This is a genomic window from Corynebacterium sp. c25Ua_89, assembly GCF_047459735.1.
GTDB classification, from domain to species: domain Bacteria; phylum Actinomycetota; class Actinomycetes; order Mycobacteriales; family Mycobacteriaceae; genus Corynebacterium; species Corynebacterium simulans.
In genome coordinates, this window is the sequence record NZ_JASBOD010000003.1 from 298,924 (window position 1) to 316,401 (window position 17,478).

Annotated in this window: 17 protein-coding genes, 4 tRNA genes and 1 pseudogene; 19 read left to right on the forward strand and 3 right to left on the reverse strand. The window is 60.0% G+C overall.

Annotation, left to right across the window (positions count from 1 at the left end; translation table 11 throughout):
* Nucleotides 1-14: 14 nt before the first annotated feature.
* Genes QKB66_RS06805 through QKB66_RS06815 form a run of 3 tightly spaced genes read left to right on the forward strand, consistent with a single transcriptional unit; the run spans nucleotide 15 to nucleotide 2,463 of the window.
* Nucleotides 15-539: a DUF3592 domain-containing protein gene (locus QKB66_RS06805; RefSeq protein ID WP_239239178.1), complete on the forward strand. Its 525-nt coding sequence runs from the start codon at nucleotides 15-17 to the stop codon at nucleotides 537-539.
* Between the two features lie 23 nt (nucleotides 540-562).
* Nucleotides 563-1,759 (forward strand): glycosyltransferase family 4 protein, encoded by a 1,197-nt coding sequence (locus QKB66_RS06810; RefSeq protein WP_061920433.1) that lies wholly within the window; start codon nucleotides 563-565, stop codon nucleotides 1,757-1,759.
* Nucleotides 1,760-1,770: 11 nt separating this feature from the next.
* Entirely contained in the window at nucleotides 1,771-2,463 is a 693-nt protein-coding gene (locus QKB66_RS06815; RefSeq protein WP_061920436.1) for a demethylmenaquinone methyltransferase, read from the forward strand.
* 111 nt (nucleotides 2,464-2,574) lie between these two features.
* Here the strand turns inward: QKB66_RS06815 and QKB66_RS06820 are convergent, their stop codons facing one another.
* Nucleotides 2,575-3,834: a geranylgeranyl reductase family protein gene (locus QKB66_RS06820; protein WP_414252965.1), complete on the reverse strand. Its 1,260-nt coding sequence runs from the start codon at nucleotides 3,832-3,834 to the stop codon at nucleotides 2,575-2,577.
* A 99-nt stretch (nucleotides 3,835-3,933) separates the two neighbouring features.
* Between QKB66_RS06820 and QKB66_RS06825 the strand changes: the two genes are divergently transcribed.
* From QKB66_RS06825 to rplA, 9 genes are all read left to right on the forward strand, one after another.
* A complete protein-coding gene (locus QKB66_RS06825) occupies nucleotides 3,934-4,938 on the forward strand; it encodes a polyprenyl synthetase family protein (RefSeq protein ID WP_061920439.1) in 1,005 nt (334 codons plus the stop codon).
* An 86-nt stretch (nucleotides 4,939-5,024) separates the two neighbouring features.
* Nucleotides 5,025-5,106: transfer RNA gene (locus QKB66_RS06830), tRNA-Tyr, on the forward strand.
* A gap of 251 nt (nucleotides 5,107-5,357) precedes the next feature.
* A tRNA-Thr gene (locus QKB66_RS06835) sits at nucleotides 5,358-5,433 on the forward strand.
* A 30-nt stretch (nucleotides 5,434-5,463) separates the two neighbouring features.
* A tRNA-Met gene (locus QKB66_RS06840) sits at nucleotides 5,464-5,535 on the forward strand.
* 129 nt (nucleotides 5,536-5,664) lie between these two features.
* Nucleotides 5,665-5,740 (forward strand) — tRNA-Trp (locus QKB66_RS06845).
* A gap of 25 nt (nucleotides 5,741-5,765) precedes the next feature.
* Nucleotides 5,766-6,098 (forward strand): preprotein translocase subunit SecE, encoded by a 333-nt coding sequence (secE, locus tag QKB66_RS06850; RefSeq protein ID WP_414252966.1) that lies wholly within the window; start codon nucleotides 5,766-5,768, stop codon nucleotides 6,096-6,098.
* 195 nt (nucleotides 6,099-6,293) lie between these two features.
* Nucleotides 6,294-7,208, forward strand: coding sequence for a transcription termination/antitermination protein NusG (gene nusG / locus QKB66_RS06855; RefSeq protein ID WP_248093691.1), 915 nt, complete (start codon nucleotides 6,294-6,296; stop codon nucleotides 7,206-7,208).
* A 209-nt stretch (nucleotides 7,209-7,417) separates the two neighbouring features.
* Entirely contained in the window at nucleotides 7,418-7,861 is a 444-nt protein-coding gene (rplK, locus tag QKB66_RS06860) for a 50S ribosomal protein L11 (protein WP_061920442.1), read from the forward strand.
* Nucleotides 7,862-7,964: 103 nt separating this feature from the next.
* On the forward strand, nucleotides 7,965-8,669 hold the full coding sequence (rplA, locus tag QKB66_RS06865) for a 50S ribosomal protein L1 (RefSeq protein ID WP_070732057.1): 705 nt from the start codon (nucleotides 7,965-7,967) through the stop codon (nucleotides 8,667-8,669).
* A 416-nt stretch (nucleotides 8,670-9,085) separates the two neighbouring features.
* Here the strand turns inward: rplA and QKB66_RS06870 are convergent.
* Nucleotides 9,086-10,177, reverse strand: a pseudogene (locus QKB66_RS06870) (cryptochrome/photolyase family protein).
* Nucleotides 10,178-10,201: 24 nt separating this feature from the next.
* Nucleotides 10,202-11,044: a siderophore-interacting protein gene (locus QKB66_RS06875; RefSeq protein WP_345791639.1), complete on the reverse strand. Its 843-nt coding sequence runs from the start codon at nucleotides 11,042-11,044 to the stop codon at nucleotides 10,202-10,204.
* A gap of 74 nt (nucleotides 11,045-11,118) precedes the next feature.
* Between QKB66_RS06875 and QKB66_RS06880 the strand changes: the two genes are divergently transcribed.
* The 7 genes from QKB66_RS06880 (at nucleotide 11,119) to QKB66_RS06910 (ending at nucleotide 17,372) form a co-directional block, all read left to right on the forward strand.
* Nucleotides 11,119-12,063, forward strand: coding sequence for an ABC transporter substrate-binding protein (locus tag QKB66_RS06880; protein ID WP_311517817.1), 945 nt, complete (start codon nucleotides 11,119-11,121; stop codon nucleotides 12,061-12,063).
* The gene (locus tag QKB66_RS06885) at nucleotides 12,064-13,131 is read left to right on the forward strand and encodes a FecCD family ABC transporter permease (protein ID WP_414252967.1); all 1,068 of its coding nucleotides are present in this window, start codon (nucleotides 12,064-12,066) and stop codon (nucleotides 13,129-13,131) included. It begins immediately after the preceding gene.
* Entirely contained in the window at nucleotides 13,128-14,180 is a 1,053-nt protein-coding gene (locus QKB66_RS06890; RefSeq protein WP_248093706.1) for a FecCD family ABC transporter permease, read from the forward strand. Before QKB66_RS06885 ends, QKB66_RS06890 begins: the two co-directional genes overlap by 4 nt.
* Before the next feature lie 6 nt (nucleotides 14,181-14,186).
* The gene (locus QKB66_RS06895) at nucleotides 14,187-14,981 is read left to right on the forward strand and encodes an ABC transporter ATP-binding protein (protein WP_248093709.1); all 795 of its coding nucleotides are present in this window, start codon (nucleotides 14,187-14,189) and stop codon (nucleotides 14,979-14,981) included.
* Nucleotides 14,982-15,299: 318 nt separating this feature from the next.
* Nucleotides 15,300-15,821 (forward strand): 50S ribosomal protein L10, encoded by a 522-nt coding sequence (rplJ, locus tag QKB66_RS06900; protein WP_414252968.1) that lies wholly within the window; start codon nucleotides 15,300-15,302, stop codon nucleotides 15,819-15,821.
* 79 nt (nucleotides 15,822-15,900) lie between these two features.
* Complete coding sequence (gene rplL, locus QKB66_RS06905; RefSeq protein WP_070432568.1) at nucleotides 15,901-16,287, forward strand: 50S ribosomal protein L7/L12; 387 nt, start codon at nucleotides 15,901-15,903, stop codon at nucleotides 16,285-16,287.
* Nucleotides 16,288-16,415: 128 nt separating this feature from the next.
* On the forward strand, nucleotides 16,416-17,372 hold the full coding sequence (locus tag QKB66_RS06910; RefSeq protein WP_311517814.1) for a DUF3068 domain-containing protein: 957 nt from the start codon (nucleotides 16,416-16,418) through the stop codon (nucleotides 17,370-17,372).
* Nucleotides 17,373-17,478: the final 106 nt, after the last annotated feature.

A 17,478-nucleotide genomic window follows, 5' to 3' on the forward strand; every position in this document is an offset into this window, starting at 1 on the left:
TGGGCGCATTTCCGGTGCGGCCGCCCAAGGCGCCGAAGACGGCAGTGGCCCCGCGCTACACGCCTGTCGTGTATCGCCGGCGCCTGCATCAGCTCATCATTGCGTTGTACGCGGCGTCGATTGTCGCGATGCTGGGGATGATGGTGGGGGCTTTCCTAAACGATCGCTCCATCGAGTCCAATCCGGGCCGCGCGCTGGCGACGGTCACGGACGTAGGAATCACAAGAACCTACGTCGATTTCCAGGACTCCGAAGGCATCTACCAATCCCCGCAATCCGGCCTGCTTTATCCCACCGGGCTGGGGGAGGGCCAACAGGTTTGGGTGCTCTACTCGCAAAGTGACCCTGACCTAGTAAAGGTCGAGGGCCGCGAATGGACGCTGTCTATCCTCCCGGCGCTTTCCTCGATGGTCGTGGCCAGCCTGATTGCCGCCGCTGCTTGGTGGATGGTGGGATTGAGCACGCGGGCGGCGGAACGGCGTCGCCAAGCAAAGGAAAGTGTTAACCAAAATTTTCCGCAGGCTTCACCGGAATCCTAGGCAAATAGGGGATTATTGAACCCATGCGTGTTGCGATTGTGGCAGAGTCCTTCCTTCCCAACGTCAATGGAGTGACCAACTCCGTGCTGCGTGTGCTTGAGCACCTGGCAGAAACCGGGCACGAGGCCTTGGTCATTGCCCCCGGTGCGCGCGAGGGCCAGGAGGAAATCGCGGATTACTTAGGCTTTCCCATCGTGCGGGTTCCCACCGTGCGCATCCCGTTGATTGATTCGCTGCCTGTCGGCGTACCAACCACCGCCGTGGACGAGGCATTGCGGCAGTTCAAGCCCGACATCATCCACCTGGCCAGCCCCTTTGTTCTGGGTGCGGCCGGGGCCTTCTCCGCCCGTCAGCAACGCATTCCGTCGGTGGCGCTGTACCAAACGGACGTCGCCGGTTTCGCCACCAAGTACCACGCTTCCGCGCTGGCTTATGCCACCTGGGAGTGGCTGCGCACCATCCACAACGCCTGCCAGATGACGCTCGCGCCTTCCTCGTTGACCATCCGCGATTTGGAAGATCACAACATCAAAAATGTGCGCCACTGGGGCCGCGGTGTGGATGCGGAGCGTTTCCACCCGTCTAAGCGCTCCGCGCAGTTGCGCAAGCAGTGGGGCGCAGACGGCAAGAAGGTCGTGGGTTTCGTTGGCCGTCTTGCTGCAGAAAAGGGCGTGCACCGTCTGGCTGCGCTGAATGATCGCTCCGATATTCAGCTGGTCATCGTTGGCGACGGTCCAGAGCGTCCACTGTTGGAGGCACAGCTGCCCAACGCTTACTTCACGGGCGCGCTCGGCGGCGACGAATTGGCCCAAGCTTATGCCTCTCTCGACGTTTTCGTTCACGCGGGCGAATTCGAAACCTTCTGCCAGGCCATTCAGGAGGCGCAGGCTTCCGGCGTCCCCACGATTGGGCCGCGCGCCGGAGGCCCGGTGGATCTCATTCAGGAGGGCTACAACGGGCTGCTTCTCGAAGTCGCGACCTTCGTCGAGGATCTCCCCAATGCCGTCGATGCGCTGCTGAACCCAGAAATCCACGAGGAGTTGCGTGCGAATGCCCGCGAGTCGATTTCTTCCAAGACGTGGAAGGCGCTGTGCGAGCAGCTTCTGGGCTACTACGAGGAGGTCTTGGAAGATACTCGCCGCGTGCCGTTGACCATCCTGGGTCAGCGCCCTGAGCTGCCGCGGTGGGCGGCGCGTGCCCTCGGTGCACGCGTGGCCTAAACTAGCTACTTATGTCAAAGGCAGATCTCGATAAGAAGCCCTTCGACGTTGCGCGCATGTTCGACGCCGTCGGTGCCAAGTATGACATCACTAACACGGTGCTGTCCTTCGGCCAGGATAAGACTTGGCGTAAGCGCACCCGTGAACGCTTGGACTTGCGGCCGGGGGAGAAAGTCCTCGACTTGGCGGCGGGCACGGCTGTGTCGACTGAGGAGCTCGCCAAGTCCGGCGCGTGGTGCGTGGCCTGCGACTTCTCCCGCGGTATGCTGGCCGCCGGTGCACAGCGCGATGTCCCGAAGGTTGCCGGCGACGGCATGCAGTTGCCCTTCGCAGACGAGACCTTCGACGCCGTAACAATCTCTTATGGCCTGCGCAATATCCACGATTTCGAGCTGGGGCTGCGTGAGATGGCTCGCGTAACCAAACCGGGCGGCCGTATTGCAGTGGCAGAGTTTTCCAAGCCCATCATCCCGGTCTTCGGCACGGTCTACAAGGAATACTTAACCCGCCTGCTGCCGCCGATTGCGAAGCTAGTTTCGTCGAATCCGGAGGCTTATGTCTATCTCGCTGACTCGATTCGCGCCTGGCCCGACCAGGAGGAACTCGCCGCAGCCATCAACCGCAATGGGTGGGAAGGCGCGGGCTGGAAGAATATGACGCTCGGCATCGTGGCGCTGCACTCCGCGACGAAGCCGTTGCGCTAGGTCCAGCAACGCTGGCTCCGGCCCTGCCGAGCTCTCTGCCGAGCACTCACCGAGCCCTCTGCCGAGCTTTCGCCAGGCTCCCCCGGGGACCATCTGAAAAGGCGCGCGGGCCTAGAGCGAGTTCCACAGCGGCGTATCGCGCCGCGCCGCCGCTACGCCGCGGCCAGCCAGGCGCCACGCGCGAGCGATGAGGTCGCGGTCTTCTTCTGTGACCAAGTTGCCCATGAGCCGGGCTGCCGCCGGCATCAGCATCCGGCCGACCGGCCCGCGCAGCGCAACTGGGCCCGCGAAAGGCAGGAACTGCGGGTAAGTCAGCAAGCGCGCGGCCGTGCGCGCCAAGACGAAAGCCTCGCCGTACTGCGCCTGCAACAAATTTGGCCAGGCCAGTGTGAAGTCCTTGGTTCCCAACAGCTCGACTGCAAGCTTTGCGGTCTCCAAGCCATAGTCAATGCCCTCGCCATTGAGCGGGTTCACGCAAGCCGCGGCGTCACCAATGAGCATCCAGTTGGCACCGGCCACGTTCGAGACCGCACCGCCCATAGGCAGCAGAGCTGAGGCTACGCGGGTGATTTCGCCTAAGCCCCAGTCCGCGCGCTGCTGCTGCGCGTAGTGAGAAAGCAGCTTCTTGGTGTTGATGCGGGCCGGACGCTGCGCCGTTGAAAGCGCGCCAAGTCCGATGTTGACCTCACCGATTTCCGCACCCAGCGGAAAAATCCAGCCATAGCCCGGTTGCACCTCGCCGGTCTCCGACTTCAGCTCCACATGCGAGTGCATCCACGGCTCCGCTGCGTGCGTGGAGGTTGCATAACTGCGCGCAGCGATGCCATAGACCTCGTCTTGGTGCCAGGCGCGTCCTAGCTGCTTGCCAAAGGCCGAGCGCACGCCGTCGGCAACGATCACCCACTTGGAACGCACTTCGCGCTCACCAACGCGGAAGCTGGTGAGAGACCCGTTTTCCACCTCTGGGGCGGTCGCAGGCGTGCCGGTCCACGTCTTTGCACCTGCGGCCTGTGCGGCCGCAAAGACGAGATTGTCGAACTCGTGGCGCGGCAAAGCCGTGCCCACCGAAGTCGGGTAGCTGGAGGGCCACGGTGCGGTTACCGAGCCGCCATAACCGTGTAGCTTCAAGCCCTTATTGCGATATTGCGCATTAATGTCCAGCCCCAATAGATTCAGCTGATGCATCGCGCGCGGGGTGAGCCCGTCGCCGCAGGTCTTGTCACGGGGGAAAGACGCGGCGTCGATAAGCAACGTTTCGTAGCCCGCTTTAGCTGCGTGAATGGCGGCGGCGGAACCTGCCGGCCCTGCGCCGATGATGGCTACGTCTACAAGTTCTGGGTTATCGATCTGCTGCGACATGGGCACTATCATTGCACGCGTTGGCCACCTTGAGTGTGTTTAGGGCCGTGGTATGGACTACGGTAAGTAGCTGATTATCACTGCCATTTTTGAGTTAAAGGAACGCTGTTAATGTCTCACGGCCAGACTCATGCCACTCATGTGGACTTGGGTGACCCGCAGCTAAGCGAGCGCATTGGCGCTGGAATGGCTGCCGTTGAGGAATTGCTGCACCATGAAATTGATCGTGGGCAGGACTTCGTAAAAGAGAAGGTCAGCCACCTTTCGAGTGCAGGCGGAAAGCGCTTTCGTCCAATGATGGCTTTGCTCGCCTCCGAGTTTGGCCAGCGCCCAGCTTCTGCTGAGGTTATTAAAGCCGCCACGGTGGTTGAAATGGTGCACGTCGCAACGCTTTATCACGATGACGTGATGGATGAGGCTGAGCGCCGCCGCGGCGTCGAGTCCGCCAATTTCCGCTGGACCAACTCCGTGGCAATTTTGGCTGGCGACGCCCTCTTGGCGCATGCGTCCCGCCTGATGTCCCAGCTTGATACCCACACGGTTGGCCACTTCGCGGAGACTTTCGAGGAGCTGGTCACCGGCCAGATGCGTGAGACCATCGGCGCGGGCGAGGCTAATGCGGTGGATCATTACATGGCGGTTATCCGTGAGAAAACGGCCGTGCTCATCGCGTCTGCTGGCTACCTGGGCGCTTATCATTCCGGTGCTACCTCTGAACAGGCCGCCGCGTTGCGCCAGATTGGTGGCGCAATCGGCATGATTTTCCAGATCGTCGACGACATCATTGACATCTTCTCCGACCCGAAGGAATCCGGTAAGACCCCGGGCACCGATCTTCGCGAGGGTGTATTTACCCTGCCGGTCCTCTACGCCCTGGAGGAGGAAGGTCCAGTGGGCGACGAACTGCGTGCGCTTTTGACAGGCCCGCTTGCCGACGACGCGTCTGTTGACCACGCCATCGACCTTCTGCGTCGCTCGGGCGGCCGCGAGAAGGCCATGGACGATGTGCGCGGCTACCTGCGTGTTGTGGAGGAGCAGCTTTCGGTGCTGCCGGAGTGTGCAGCTAGCGAGGCGCTGCGCCAGTTGGCGGATTACACGGTTCGCCGGGTTGGCTAAGTAGACACTAAAAGGGCTTGTGTCCTGCCGATTTGCATGGCGGTGGGCACTTCGTAGTAAAGTACCTAATCGCACCTCGAGTGCAAGCCAGGTTGCCCGAGCGGCCAAAGGGAGCGGACTGTAAATCCGCCGGCATTGCCTTCAGAAGTTCGAATCTTCTACCTGGCACAATCTAAACCCCGTGGTTTCGACCGCGGGGTTTCTTCGTTTTCGCGTAGTGGGCAGAATCTAGCGGTCGTGGTCTTCAAGCTTGCCTCACTCCGCTCCTTGGGCCAAAAGTGCGCGAAAACGTGCGTCTAAAAGAGTTCAAAAACGTAGAGTGAACTGGCGATTTGTGTAATTAGACTAAATCGGGTTAATCTTTTCAAGGCTTCAACGAGAGCACAGCGAACAAGAAGTTCGTTACTCAACGAGGCTGTGCCCCCTTAGCTCAGTCGGCAGAGCGTTTCCATGGTAAGGAAAAGGTCGACAGTTCGATTCTGTCAGGGGGCTCCAATCATGTCTGCATCTAGTGCACATGGTTATGGCGGTGTAGCTCAGTGGTAGAGCAAGCGACTCATAATCGCTGTGTCGCGAGTTCAATTCTCGCCATCGCTACCGGGAAAAGAAAGTGCCCCACAACGCGGGCGCTTTTTTACTACCGACTCCGGCCCAAGGGCTGGCGGTTTAGAAGTGAATCGCAGTTCTGGTAGGGTTGTGCATGCTGTCTTTGACAGTTACATGCATAGGGGCGTGGCGCAATTGGTAGCGCAACGGTCTCCAAAACCGTAGGTTGCAGGTTCGAGTCCTGTCGCCCCTGCCAAAACTTTTCCAAGGAGGATCCAGCTGTGAGCGATGAACAGCAGCCGATTAAGTCAGGCGCTTCACGCCCCACCGGTAAGCGTCAGCTCTCCGGTGCAGCTACCACCTCTTCTCAGGTGTACACCGACAAGCGAGTCGTACGCGTAGAGGACAAAAAAGATGACGCAACCGTTGGCGGCGGTGTAGCCGCTTTCCCGGGCGAGGTTGCTTCCGAAATGAAGAAGGTCGTCTGGCCAACCACAAAGGAAATGGTTCAGTACACCGTAATTACCTTCGCCTTCCTCATCGTCCTGACCGCCCTTGTTTGGGGAGTGGACACATTGTCCGGTCTGGGAGTTGAGAAGATTCTGACTCCTTAGTAGTCTTTTAATACAAGCTTTTATCCCGCTGATTTCACTCGCGAGGCGAGGGAAACGGCGGGATACTTTTTGCTCTAGTGGCTTGACGGGGCGGCGTTCGTTTAGGGGCCGCAACGTAGGTAGGCTAGGGCGCAGAAAATTCTTGAAGCGCCTGCTTCTTTAAAGCTCGCGCGCGAACGGATGGAGTAAAAGACCATGAGCGACGAGAACAACGTCGAAACGCCAGAAACCTCCCTCGAAGCGGCCCTCATCGGCAACGTACAGGACCAGGCAGCTGAAGCTGTGGCTGATTCCGAGTCCGCCACCGAAGAGGCTTACACCGAAGCCGGCATGGAGGCGCCACAGTTCAGCGAGGCCGAGTCCGCGGACGCACCTGCCGCAGAAGGTGCAGAAGCCGCTGAGGACGCGTCTAATTCTGCAGACGCAGAGGCTGCAAGCGCCGCTGAAGCTGAGGGAACCGAGGACGATGACTACCGCCGTCGTTTGCGCCAGTTCACCCGCGAGCTGAAAAAGCAGCCGGGCCAGTGGTACATCATCCAGTGCTACTCCGGCTACGAGAACAAGGTGAAGACCAACCTTGACATGCGCGCCCAGACTCTTGAAGTTGAGGATTCCATCTTTGAGGTTGTCGTTCCGGTCGAGCAGATTCTGGAAAACAAGGACGGCAAGAAGAAGATCGTCAAGCGCAAGCTGCTGCCGGGCTACGTCTTGGTCCGCATGGAGCTCAACGACGCCGCCTGGTCCGTCGTTCGCGAAACCCCTGGCGTGACCTCCTTCGTGGGCAACGAGGGCAATGCGACCCCGGTCAAGATCCGCGACGTCGCCAAGTTCCTCATGCCGAACGAGGCTGCACCGGAGTCCAAGCAAAACGCTGGCGACCAAGACGGCGAGCAGGTCGTCGCAATGCCGGAGAAGGCTGCTGCGAAGGCTTACGCGCACGACTTCGAGGTCGGCGAGGCAGTTACCATCCTCTCCGGCCCGCTGGCATCCGTTTCCGCAACCATCTCCGAGATCGACCCAGAGACCGGTAAGATGCAGGGTCTGGTTTCCATCTTCGGCCGCGAGACTCCAGTCGAGCTTTCCCCGACCGAAATCGAGCGCGTCTCCTAACCCCACTTGGCGCGTAGCCTGGGAAAATGGCAGGCTACGCGATTTGGTAGCAGGGCGCACGGTGTTCTAAGATGAAATGCCGTGCGCCTTTTTGCGTGCACAGACAACTAAACGTTTCTCCCCCGGTGGCCCACTTGAGGTGAGCATCCGGACGGGGCGTTGTTATTCATCGTGGCAGCGCACCGGTAACACAGGAAAGAGGTAATTCGATGGCTCCGAAGAAGAAGGTTTCTGGCTTCATCAAGCTGCAGATTGAGGCTGGCGCTGCTAACCCGGCTCCGCCGGTTGGTCCGGCACTGGGTGCCCACGGCGTCAACATCATGGAGTTCTGCAAGGCTTACAACGCTGCGACTGAGTCCCAGCGCGGCAACGTTGTGCCTGTTGAGATCACCGTCTACGAGGATCGCTCCTTCGATTTCAAGCTGAAGACCCCGCCGGCAGCGAAGCTGCTGTTGAAGGCCGCTGGCATCAAGAAGGGCTCCGGCGTTCCTCACACCGACAAGGTCGGTTCCGTGACCTGGGATCAGTGCAAGGAGATTGCACAGACTAAGTTCGAGGATCTGAACGCTCGCGACATCGAGAACGGTGCTCGCATCATCGCCGGTACTGCTCGTTCCATGGGCATCACCGTCGACGGCATCCCAGCCAAGTAAACAACTTCATCAAAAAGTGAGCGGCCATCTCGTGTGGTCGCTCGTGGTAGGGCCAGCTACGGCCCGCCAAGACCACACCAATCCAAGAAAAGGAATTGCTTAAATGAGCACCAACTCTAAGGCTTACAAGGCGGCTGCTGAGCTCGTCGACAAGTCCCGTCAGTACTCTCCGCTCGAGGCTGCAAAGCTCGCTAAGGAGACCTCCTCCAAGAACTTCGACGCTACTGTCGACGTCGTTTTCCGCCTGGGCGTTGACCCACGCAAGGCTGACCAGCTGGTTCGCGGCACCGTTTCCCTGCCTAACGGCACCGGTAAGGACGTTCGCGTAGCTGTCTTCGCAGAGGGCGAGAAGGCTGAGGCAGCTAAGGCTGCAGGCGCTGACATCGTCGGCACCGACGAGCTGATCTCCGCTATCAACGAGGGCAACATCGACTTCGACGTTGCAATCGCTACCCCGGACCAGATGGCTAAGGTCGGCCGCGTTGCACGTGTCCTCGGCCCACGTGGTCTGATGCCGAACCCGAAGACCGGCACCGTCACCGCTGACGTTGCGAAGGCTATCTCCGACGTCAAGGGCGGTAAGATTTCCTTCCGCGTTGACAAGGCTTCCAACCTGCACGCAATCCTGGGCAAGGCTTCCTTCGACGCTGAGAAGCTGGCTGAGAACTACGGCGCTCTCTACGACGAGATCCTGCGTCTGAAGCCGTCCTCCGCTAAGGGCCTGTACGTCAAGAAGGTAACCATCTCCACGACCTCCGGTCCTGGCATCCCGGTTGACGCTTCTGTTCAGAAGAACTACGCAGAGTAATTTCTGCGTCTGTTAGTGGTTTGCTTTAAGCGCCGCTGATGGTTCGCCCCGACCGCGTCGCGGTTGGGGCATTCTTTTTGCCTTTTAACCCCTTATTCCGCTCGATTTCGGCGGTTGTAACCTTGCCGTTTTCTAAATTTCAGGAAACTGGCAGGAACGCACAGGGGACTTGCAGGTTGAATTCATTGTCTCGCAAGTTCCATGCCCCATACTTATGTTGTGCGTTTGAGAGAGGCGCATGAGAGATAGAGAGAACACCCTGAGCTTTGCAGGGCGCAGCGGCTTGAGAACCCGCAGCGATATCCAAAGCGCATAGAGAGACATCGAGGGCCCCGGCCGTAAGGCCGGGGCCCTCGATGTTTTCCGGTTGTCTCGCCGGCCTGTCTTGCACGACCGTGTCAGAACACGCGGCAGGCCTAACGGATTTCCTGGTATGCGTCCAAGGCGGCTTGCCGCGACTGCTTGAGGTCCACGATGGGCGGTGGGCTAAGCGGTGGTGCCCATTGGCGCACGTAGGTGCCGTCGGGATCGAACTTGCTGGCTTGCAGCTGCGGGTTAAAGATGCGGAAGAATGGCGAGGCGTCATCGCCGCAGCCAGCGACCCATTGCCAATTGAAGGGATTGGAGGCAGGATCGGCGTCGACAAGCGTGTCCCAGAACCACTCTTCGCCGTGGCGCTAGTGGATGCCGAGGTTCTTCGTCAAAAAGGAGCCCACCACCATGCGCACGCGGTTATGCATGTAGCCGGTATGCCAGAGCTCGCGCATTCCGGCGTCGACAAGCGGGATGCCGGTCTCGCCCGTGTGCCAGGCTTCTAGTTCCGGCAGGGGATGCGGGCGCGGGTCCTTTCCGGAGCTGTCGATTCCGCCGGGGTCCCAGTAGTCTGCGAGACGCTGTTGCCAAGGGAGCGGGGCTTCATCGGGGAAGGGCTCGGAAAGCTCGGCAAAGGCCTGCGCGCCTGGGCCACTAAGCGCAGGGGTGGGCACGGGATCTCCGAGAGGATGGTCATCAAGGTGCTGGCGTGCTGCGCGGGCGAAGGGAGTGTAGCCTTTATAAGGCTTGATGGCGGTGGGCTCAACGAGGAGGTGGCCGGCAAAGGAGTGAGTAGCGATGCCGGACGAGGTGAGGGACTCTTTTACTGCTGCGTCGACATCCCGCACGTGATAGCGGCGGTTCCAGAGCACCGCATCTGGGCCAATCTGGTGGGCAAGGCGGGGAATGGCCGTGCGGGCATCAGCGTCTAGGCGCAACAGTGGAATGTCATGCTCGGCGAGACGGGTGCGCAACTGTGCCAGGGAGCGCTCGCGCCACCACGCCGCCGCACTTCCGAGCGGGCGCGAGCCTGGATAGGCAGGCTCGTCGAGGACGCAGGCAACAACCTCGCCCCGGGAAGCAGCCCAGGTGAGTGCGGGGTTATCGCAAAGGCGCAGGTCATCGCGAAACCAAACAAGGGTGGTCATGGTATCCCAGCATACGGATGCACGGTGAGCGGGCAGAGAGATTGCCATGTAGCGTAGATGCGTGCGAAGGAATTAAGGCCGCGGCTTGCCTTTCATCCAGTACACGGACCAGATAACGTCTTCGCGCGGTACACCCCAGTCATGCACGGCTATCGAGCGCACTGCTTTGGCCAGGTCTCCTTCGCCTGACACCCACACCGAATCCGGCGCTGTATCCGCGGAGAATCGGGATCTAAGAAGCTGGCTAGCGCGCGTGCTGTGTTCCTCGTGCGGGGCGGTGATCATGGCGAGTGAGCGAACCTTGTCGCGCCACGTTTCCTCAAAGCCGTCTTCAACTTCAGCGTCGTCTGCGATCATGGCAACGACGTCGACTGCACCCAAGGTTTCCGGTGACAAGGCTTCGTAGTGCTCGAGGATGTGCCATAGCGCCGGAAGGGCAGAGGCATCTGCGAGCAATAGTTGTGACTTCTTAGGCGCTTGCCACCGCACTTGCCCGGTATATATTCCGGCGGTATCCCCGGGGTGGGCATTGAGGATCCAGCGTGAGCCCGGGCCATTATCGCCATGGGTCACAACGTCGACATCGATGGTGCACGCTTCTTGGTTGAGCTTGCGAATTGTGTACCAGCGCAATGCTGGGCGTATGCCGTCGGGCAATCCGTTGACGGCAGCACGAACATTGGCATCTTCGACTGGGAAAGGGGAGAACTTCTGCCCGTCTTGGGGCATGAGGAGCCCAAAATACTCGTCAGGCCCGGCTAGGGGGTAGTCACTAAAAGCCGGCGAGTGAAAAGTTAAACGGTGCAGCCGCGGCTTGAGGCGGGTGTTCCCGGTGAGGGTAACGGGCAATAAGCGGTGATTCGTCAAGGGAATTGTTCCTAGGTAAAAGAGACATTTGAATCCATCATAAAGCAAAGGGTAGGCTAGCCTAAAATAGGCTAGGGGTGCGAATGCTTGCGTGCTCGTTCCCGTTAAAGGAAAGGTTTTTCATGCTTGCTATCAGCCGGCGCGCAAAAGGCGTGCTCGCGATTGTCTCAGCGGCAGCGATTGCTCTGACAGGGTGCTCGCGCGGAAGTAGTGAGGATAGTACGGGTGCGGACAGCGCTGAGGAGGTGCGCGTTGCCAGCCTAGGGCTGGGTGATGCCGATACCGTGCTGGCACTCGGAATCACTCCGGTTGCCGTAGCACCATGGGGTGCGCAAGGCGACGGTGATGGCTCCGGCGTTGGCCCATGGGCGAAGGAGCTTCTGGGAGATGCCCAGCCCGAGGTGATCTATAACACCGCTTCCGGTTTCACGGCAGAGGTACTTGAGCAGGTCACTGCCTCGGATCCCACACAGATCATCGCCGTGAACCAAGCTGTGGACCAGGAAGCGAAAAAATCCCTCGAGGATATCGCCCCGCTGACCGTGAAGCCCGAAGGTTTCGAAGACTGGCAGATTCCCTGGGAGGAACAAGTCAAGACCATCGCCTCAGCCGTGGACAAGGAAGAGGAGGGGGAGAAGCTCATTGACCAGGCGGAGGACGCCTTCGAGCAGTTCAAAGACTCCCACCCAGAGCTGCAGGGCAAGCGAGCAGCCATCGTCATGCCCTATGAGGGGAAGCTGGGCCTCTACACAGCAGAAGACGGCCGCGGCCAGTTCATTGAGAACCTCGGCTTTGAGATTCCGCAGGAATTGCAGGGTGATGGTTCCAGCTTCTTCGTGGACTATGCCCCGGAAAACTACTCCCAGCTCAACAACGTGGACTACCTGTTCGTCTTGGACTACAACGGCGCGGTCGATGAAATCAAGAAGGATTCCACGTTCCAAGGCCTTGACGTGGTCAAGGATGGCCGCGTTCGCTACCTGGACACGGACACCGGCAATGCGATGAGCATTCCGAACCCGCTGACGATCCCGTGGGCCGTCGACAAGTTCGAAGAGAAGCTCTAAATGCTCGCACTACCGAGGAAGGCTGATGCTATCCACGGTGCTGCGGGTGCGCGCCACGGCGGTGAAGCAGCCGCATTGGATTCGCGGGGAAGAAGCCGCGCACTGCTCACCACGGCCCTAGTTGTGTCGACCCTCCTCCTTTTGCTGTGCTCGCTGGTAGTGGGGTCAAGGACTATCCCGTTTCCGGATCTGTTCGCTGCCCTCCTCCACGGGGGCGAGGCAGATATCGAGAATATCGTGTGGGATTTACGCATCCCCCGCACGTTCGTGGCCTACTTCGCGGGAGCTGCCATCGCGGTATCGGGTGTTATCGCTCAGTCCTGGACTAGGAACCCCTTGGCCGATCCGGGCTTCATTGGTATTACTGCGGGAGCCTCGTTCCTTGTTGCCCTCGGGACAACACTAGGGATCGCCACCTCAACCGGGATGCGGACAGCGCTCGCCCTCCTCGGCGCTGGCTTGGCCACGGCATTAGTGCTGGGTGTGTCCCGCAGGTTTCAGGATCCTTTGACGCTGGTCTTGGTCGGCGCAGGCGTTGCTGCTGCCTTGAGCTCTAGCGCCATGTTGATCGGCCTGTACTCCACGGATGTTCTCGACAGCATGCGCCGGTGGACCATCGGCTCCACGTTTGGGCGCGGCCCAGAGGATGTCGCCATTGCAGGTGTTGGGTTGCTCATCGGGCTTATCATCGCCGCACGAGTGGCGCGCCCGCTCGACCTTTTAGCCATGGGGGAGGAATCCTCGGTTGCTCTAGGTGGTTCTCCCACGCTGGCGCGGCGCGGCGCTGCCTTGAGCATCGTTGTGCTAGCAGGATGCGCTACCGCGGCGACGGGGCCCATTGCCTTCGTTGGTTTTGCCATCCCCCATCTGCTGCGCCGGTTCACGGGGCCAGAAGTTACCGCGATGGTTGCGCCAGCCGCCTTACTCGGTGGCTGCTCCGTACTCGTTGCGGATATTCTGGGCCGCCTCATCGCGGGTCCCTCTGAGCTGGAGATGTCCATCGTCTTGGCCTTTGTGGGCGCACCAATTCTCATCTGGGCCGTACACCGTGGGGAGCACGAGCTATGAGGGGGTTGCAGAAGGGGGACGTCGTCAAGCATCTGCGTTCCCAAGAGCGGCAGCGCCGGACATGGATATGGGCAGCGACTTGCTTCTTTGTTGTGGTCGCCGCAAGCTCCTATGTCCTCATGCTAGGGCAGGGCCCTGTGGCCTTGAGTCCGGGGCAGGTCCTGGAGATTCTCAACGGCGGGGGAAGCCGCAGCGAAATTCGCGTTGTGTGGGACCTGCGCATGCCGGTAGCGCTAGCGACGCTCATCGTGGGTGCCGCGCTCGGACTGGCGGGGTCGTGGACGCAGTCGATGTCGCGCAATCCGCTGGCCTCTCCCGATATCCTTGGCGTGACTGGTGGTGCGTCCGTCATGGTGGTCCTCGGAACGGTGCTCTCCCGGCCTGTGCTTGCCGAAGGGCTCTCCATGTTCTGGTGGCGGGCCGGGCTCGCGTTGCTGGGTGCCGTGCTAGCAGCCATCCTGCTGGTAACGCTTGGGGGAATCGGCACGAGCAACCGCATCGTTATCGTCGGAATCGCGCTCTCGCTGCTGTTTCAAGCGCTGGTGGCGTATCTTTTGCGCGCCGCCGAGCTCCTTCGCGCGGCGCAATCGCAGCTGTGGCTGGCGGGAACCACGGGCTTCGTGCGGATGGAGGTCATTGCTCCTCTTCTCGTGGGGTTGACTCCTTTCGTGGTGCTTGGTCTGTGGTGTGCCAGGGAGCTGCCACTTCTTGCGCATGATGATCTCTCGGCCCTTTCCCTCGGAGTTAACATCACGCGAACACGCGCGTTCCTGCTGGTCGCTGCTACGGGAATCTGCGCGGTGACTGTATCCGTGGCCGGCCCCATTGGTTTCATCGCGCTTCTGGCCCCGCATGTGGGGCGCATTGTTGCCCGAACACCCACGCCGGTGCCGTTGGTTTCTTGCGCTGCTGGCGCCGCCTTGTTGAGTGCGTGCGCTGTGATTGCTGGAGCGTTGCCAATGGACGCTCCAGTGGGTGCAGTCTCCTCCATCATCGGAGGATGTGCCCTGGTCATCTTGGTGTGGAATGCCGCACGGCGGAGAGGATAAAAGCTTGTGAAAGACAGAGAAATTACGGCCACCGGTATCCATGCCGGCTATAAGGACGGGGACGACATCCTGTCCGGCGTTGACCTGGTGGCCCACCCGGGTGAAATCACCACGCTCATTGGGCCTAATGGCTGCGGCAAATCCACGCTGTTGAAGACCTTGTCTAAAATTCTTCACCCGCGGCGGGGAAGCGTGCGCATCGGCGAGCTAGACGTACATGGCATGAGCCCGAAAGAAGCAGCTACCCACGTGGCGCTTCTTCCACAGCAGCCGACGGCGCCGGACGGGCTGCGGGTGGGCGAGCTTGTAGCGCGCGGGCGCTACCCGCACCTGGGCCGCGGTCGGGGACTGTCTGCGAAGGACCGCGACATCATCGCGCAGGCCTGTGTGGAGACGGGCATTACGGACTTCATCGACCGTGATATCGCGGCGCTCTCGGGTGGCCAACGCCAACGGGTGTGGCTGGCGCTTGCTCTGGCGCAGGACACGCCAGTGCTGCTTCTCGACGAACCCACAACCTACCTCGACCCAGCCCACGCCATGAGCGTTTTGGAGCTCGTGCGCAAACAGGCCGACGCCGGGAAAACGGTGGTCGTTGTGCTGCACGATCTCATGCTGGCCGGCCAGTACTCCGACACCATGGTGGTCATGAACAACGGCGAGGTCATCGCGCAGGGAACTCCCCAGCAGGCGTTGACGAAAGAAGTGCTGGCAGCCGCCTATGGCATCAACGTCGAGATCTGGGATGACCCGCGAAGCGACGCCCCCGTCATCGTTCCGCGCGGGGTGCTCAGGGACTAAGAATTCTCGTTGGGTGAAACAGGGAGAAGGAAGCCCCGAGAGTCGCGATTTGGAGTTGGCTAGCGTGGCTTGTATAGTTCCTAGCGAAGTTTGAACGGCCTGAAAGGTCGAGTCAAAGTTCACCGAAGACCGTCGGTCATCCGGGAGTCCGGATCGAAGGTTCCTCATCCTAGGGGACGGCCCACGCAGGAGACACTTTGCGATTAATCGCGGCATTCTCTTATGCTGCGCGCCCTGTGCTCTTGCACGGGGCATTTTTTATTGAAGATGTCTCGACGGAAAATCACAGAGATGTTTTGAAAGGAGGCGAAGTAGAACATGGCAAACCCAAAGAACACCGCAGACCTTGCGGCTCTGAAGGAGAAGCTCGCTGGCTCTGAGTCCATCGTGCTGACCGAGTACCGTGGTCTGACCGTTGCACAGCTCCAGGTGCTGCGTAACAACCTGGGCTTTGACGTTGAGTACTCCGTCGCCAAGAACACCCTCTTCAAGATCGCCGCTAACGAGGCTGGCATCGAAGGTCTTGACGATAAGCTGACTGGCCCGACCGCAATTGCGTTCATCAAGGGCGAGGCAGTGGATGCCGCTAAGGTCATCAAGAAGTTCGCTGAAGACAACAAGGCATTCGTCGTCAAGGGCGGCTACATGGATGGCAACGCTCTGTCCGCAGAGCAGGTTGCTGCCATCGCCGAGCTGGACAACCGCGAGACCACTCTCGCAAAGCTTGCCGGCGCTATGAAGGGTTCTATGGCAAAGGCTGCGGCTGCATTCAACGCTCCTGCTACCAAGATGGTCCGCACCGCTGCGGCCCTGCAGGACAAGAAGTCTGCCGAGGCTTAAAGTCGCCAATCAAGGCGCATAAAAATCAACACAAACACAATCTGGGTTGCATGGCAGCCCAAAAGAAAGGATGGCCATCATGGCTAAGCTCACCAAGGACGAGCTCATTGAAGCTTTCAAGGAAATGACCCTCATTGAGCTCTCCGAGTTCGTTAAGGAATTCGAAGAGGTCTTCGACGTTGAGGCTGCTGCTCCGGTTGCAGTTGCAGCTGCAGGCGCACCGGCTGCTGGTGCCGCTGCTGAGGAAGAGAAGGACGAGTTCGACGTCGTTCTGACCGACGCTGGCGCAAAGAAGATCGGCGTCATCAAGGCTGTCCGCGAGATCGTCTCCGGCCTGGGCCTGAAGGAAGCTAAGGAGCTCGTTGAGGGCGCACCGAAGGCTATCCTCGAGGGTGCTTCCAAGGACGATGCTGAGGCTGCTAAGGCTAAGCTGGAAGAGGCTGGTGCTTCTGTCGAGCTCAAGTAATTTTACTTGGCTTACAACCCCGTTTCCCCGCTGGGAGACGGGGTTGTTCCCGTTTTGGAGGTGTTTGTCCGTCCCGCCCCGCGTGCAGATTCCAGTCTCCGCGCCCGCGACCTGTAGAATATTCCACCATGCTGCCCAAGTCCCGAATCTTTTCTGTCCTGCTTCTAGGCCTCGGCGTTGCGCTAATGGCTGCAGGTATCGCGGCGCCGAAGTTCTTGAGCTTCGAACCGCGCATGCCTTTGGATTTGCAGCACACCACCTGGACCCTGCACGACGATTCCGCCAAGTCGCAGGTAGTGACAGGGGAGGGTACGAGTCCTTACGAGGGGCCAATGACTTATCAGCTCAACATGGACATTCAAGATCCTTCAGATAAAGAGCAGACCACGCTCCGCATCGGTGAGTCGGCCATGCGCGGCGATAGCGGCAAGGTGGAGGATCTTTCCATGGCGCGCGTGTGGAGCTACCCCATGGACCGCCTGAGCGGTGACGCGCTTGGCGACGCCTCCCTTACCCACACCCTGGGCAGCCCTACCGCGCAGGTCACCGTCGATGGTGTGTGGTTAAAGTTCCCGGCAGCAACCGAGCAGACTACGTACCCAGTCTTTGACCCCTATCTGCGCAAGGCTGCCGATGCCGTCTTCGAGGAGGAAATGGAAATCGAGGGGCGCACCGTCTATCGCTTCCATCAAGAAGTTGAGCCGACTAATCTTGCGACCTTGTACCCAGGGCAGACCACTACCACCTTGCACAATGAAGATGATTCGACCGAGCAGGGGTACCTATTCCACAAGGCGACACGCGACTTCTACGTCGATCAGGTAACCGGCATGGTGGTAGGAATGGACGTGGCTATTGATGACTATTGGGGCGACCGCAGTGGTGCCGGCCGCGAAACCCAATTCATGTTCGAGGGCAAGACCTCTGACGAGGACCGTGCCGCCTTCCTCGCACAAGCCGCGGAATTCCCAAAGCCCGCCTTTGCCACCATGGTTCGCTGGGCCGTCTTGGGCCTAGGCGCGGTGCTGACTCTCATCGGTTTGGCTGGGGCATTGGGTGCCTTCCAAAAGCGCCGCCGTAAGTAACATGCTGATTTCGTCTTTACACGGTGGGAATTTTCCTATAAGCTATATCGTTGCGCTGGAATCTGGATCTTCGGTGCACATTTAGCCTTTCAAGTAGGTGATGGCA

Bases quoted from the DNA above. Each gene is read 5' to 3' on its own strand.
- QKB66_RS06880 (WP_311517817.1), top strand. From the start codon at position 11,119: ATGCTTGCTATCAGCCGGCGCGCAAAAGGCGTGCTCGCGATTGTCTCA.
- nusG (WP_248093691.1), top strand. From the start codon at position 6,294: ATGAGCGACGAGAACAACGTCGAAACGCCAGAAACCTCCCTCGAAGCG.
- QKB66_RS06810 (WP_061920433.1), top strand. From the start codon at position 563: ATGCGTGTTGCGATTGTGGCAGAGTCCTTCCTTCCCAACGTCAATGGA.
- rplK (WP_061920442.1), top strand. From the start codon at position 7,418: ATGGCTCCGAAGAAGAAGGTTTCTGGCTTCATCAAGCTGCAGATTGAG.
- QKB66_RS06825 (WP_061920439.1), top strand. From the start codon at position 3,934: ATGTCTCACGGCCAGACTCATGCCACTCATGTGGACTTGGGTGACCCG.
- QKB66_RS06820 (WP_414252965.1), bottom strand. From the start codon at position 3,834: ATGATAGTGCCCATGTCGCAGCAGATCGATAACCCAGAACTTGTAGAC.
- QKB66_RS06910 (WP_311517814.1), top strand. From the start codon at position 16,416: ATGCTGCCCAAGTCCCGAATCTTTTCTGTCCTGCTTCTAGGCCTCGGC.
- QKB66_RS06890 (WP_248093706.1), top strand. From the start codon at position 13,128: ATGAGGGGGTTGCAGAAGGGGGACGTCGTCAAGCATCTGCGTTCCCAA.
- QKB66_RS06815 (WP_061920436.1), top strand. From the start codon at position 1,771: ATGTCAAAGGCAGATCTCGATAAGAAGCCCTTCGACGTTGCGCGCATG.
- rplJ (WP_414252968.1), top strand. From the start codon at position 15,300: ATGGCAAACCCAAAGAACACCGCAGACCTTGCGGCTCTGAAGGAGAAG.
- rplA (WP_070732057.1), top strand. From the start codon at position 7,965: ATGAGCACCAACTCTAAGGCTTACAAGGCGGCTGCTGAGCTCGTCGAC.
- QKB66_RS06885 (WP_414252967.1), top strand. From the start codon at position 12,064: ATGCTCGCACTACCGAGGAAGGCTGATGCTATCCACGGTGCTGCGGGT.
- rplL (WP_070432568.1), top strand. From the start codon at position 15,901: ATGGCTAAGCTCACCAAGGACGAGCTCATTGAAGCTTTCAAGGAAATG.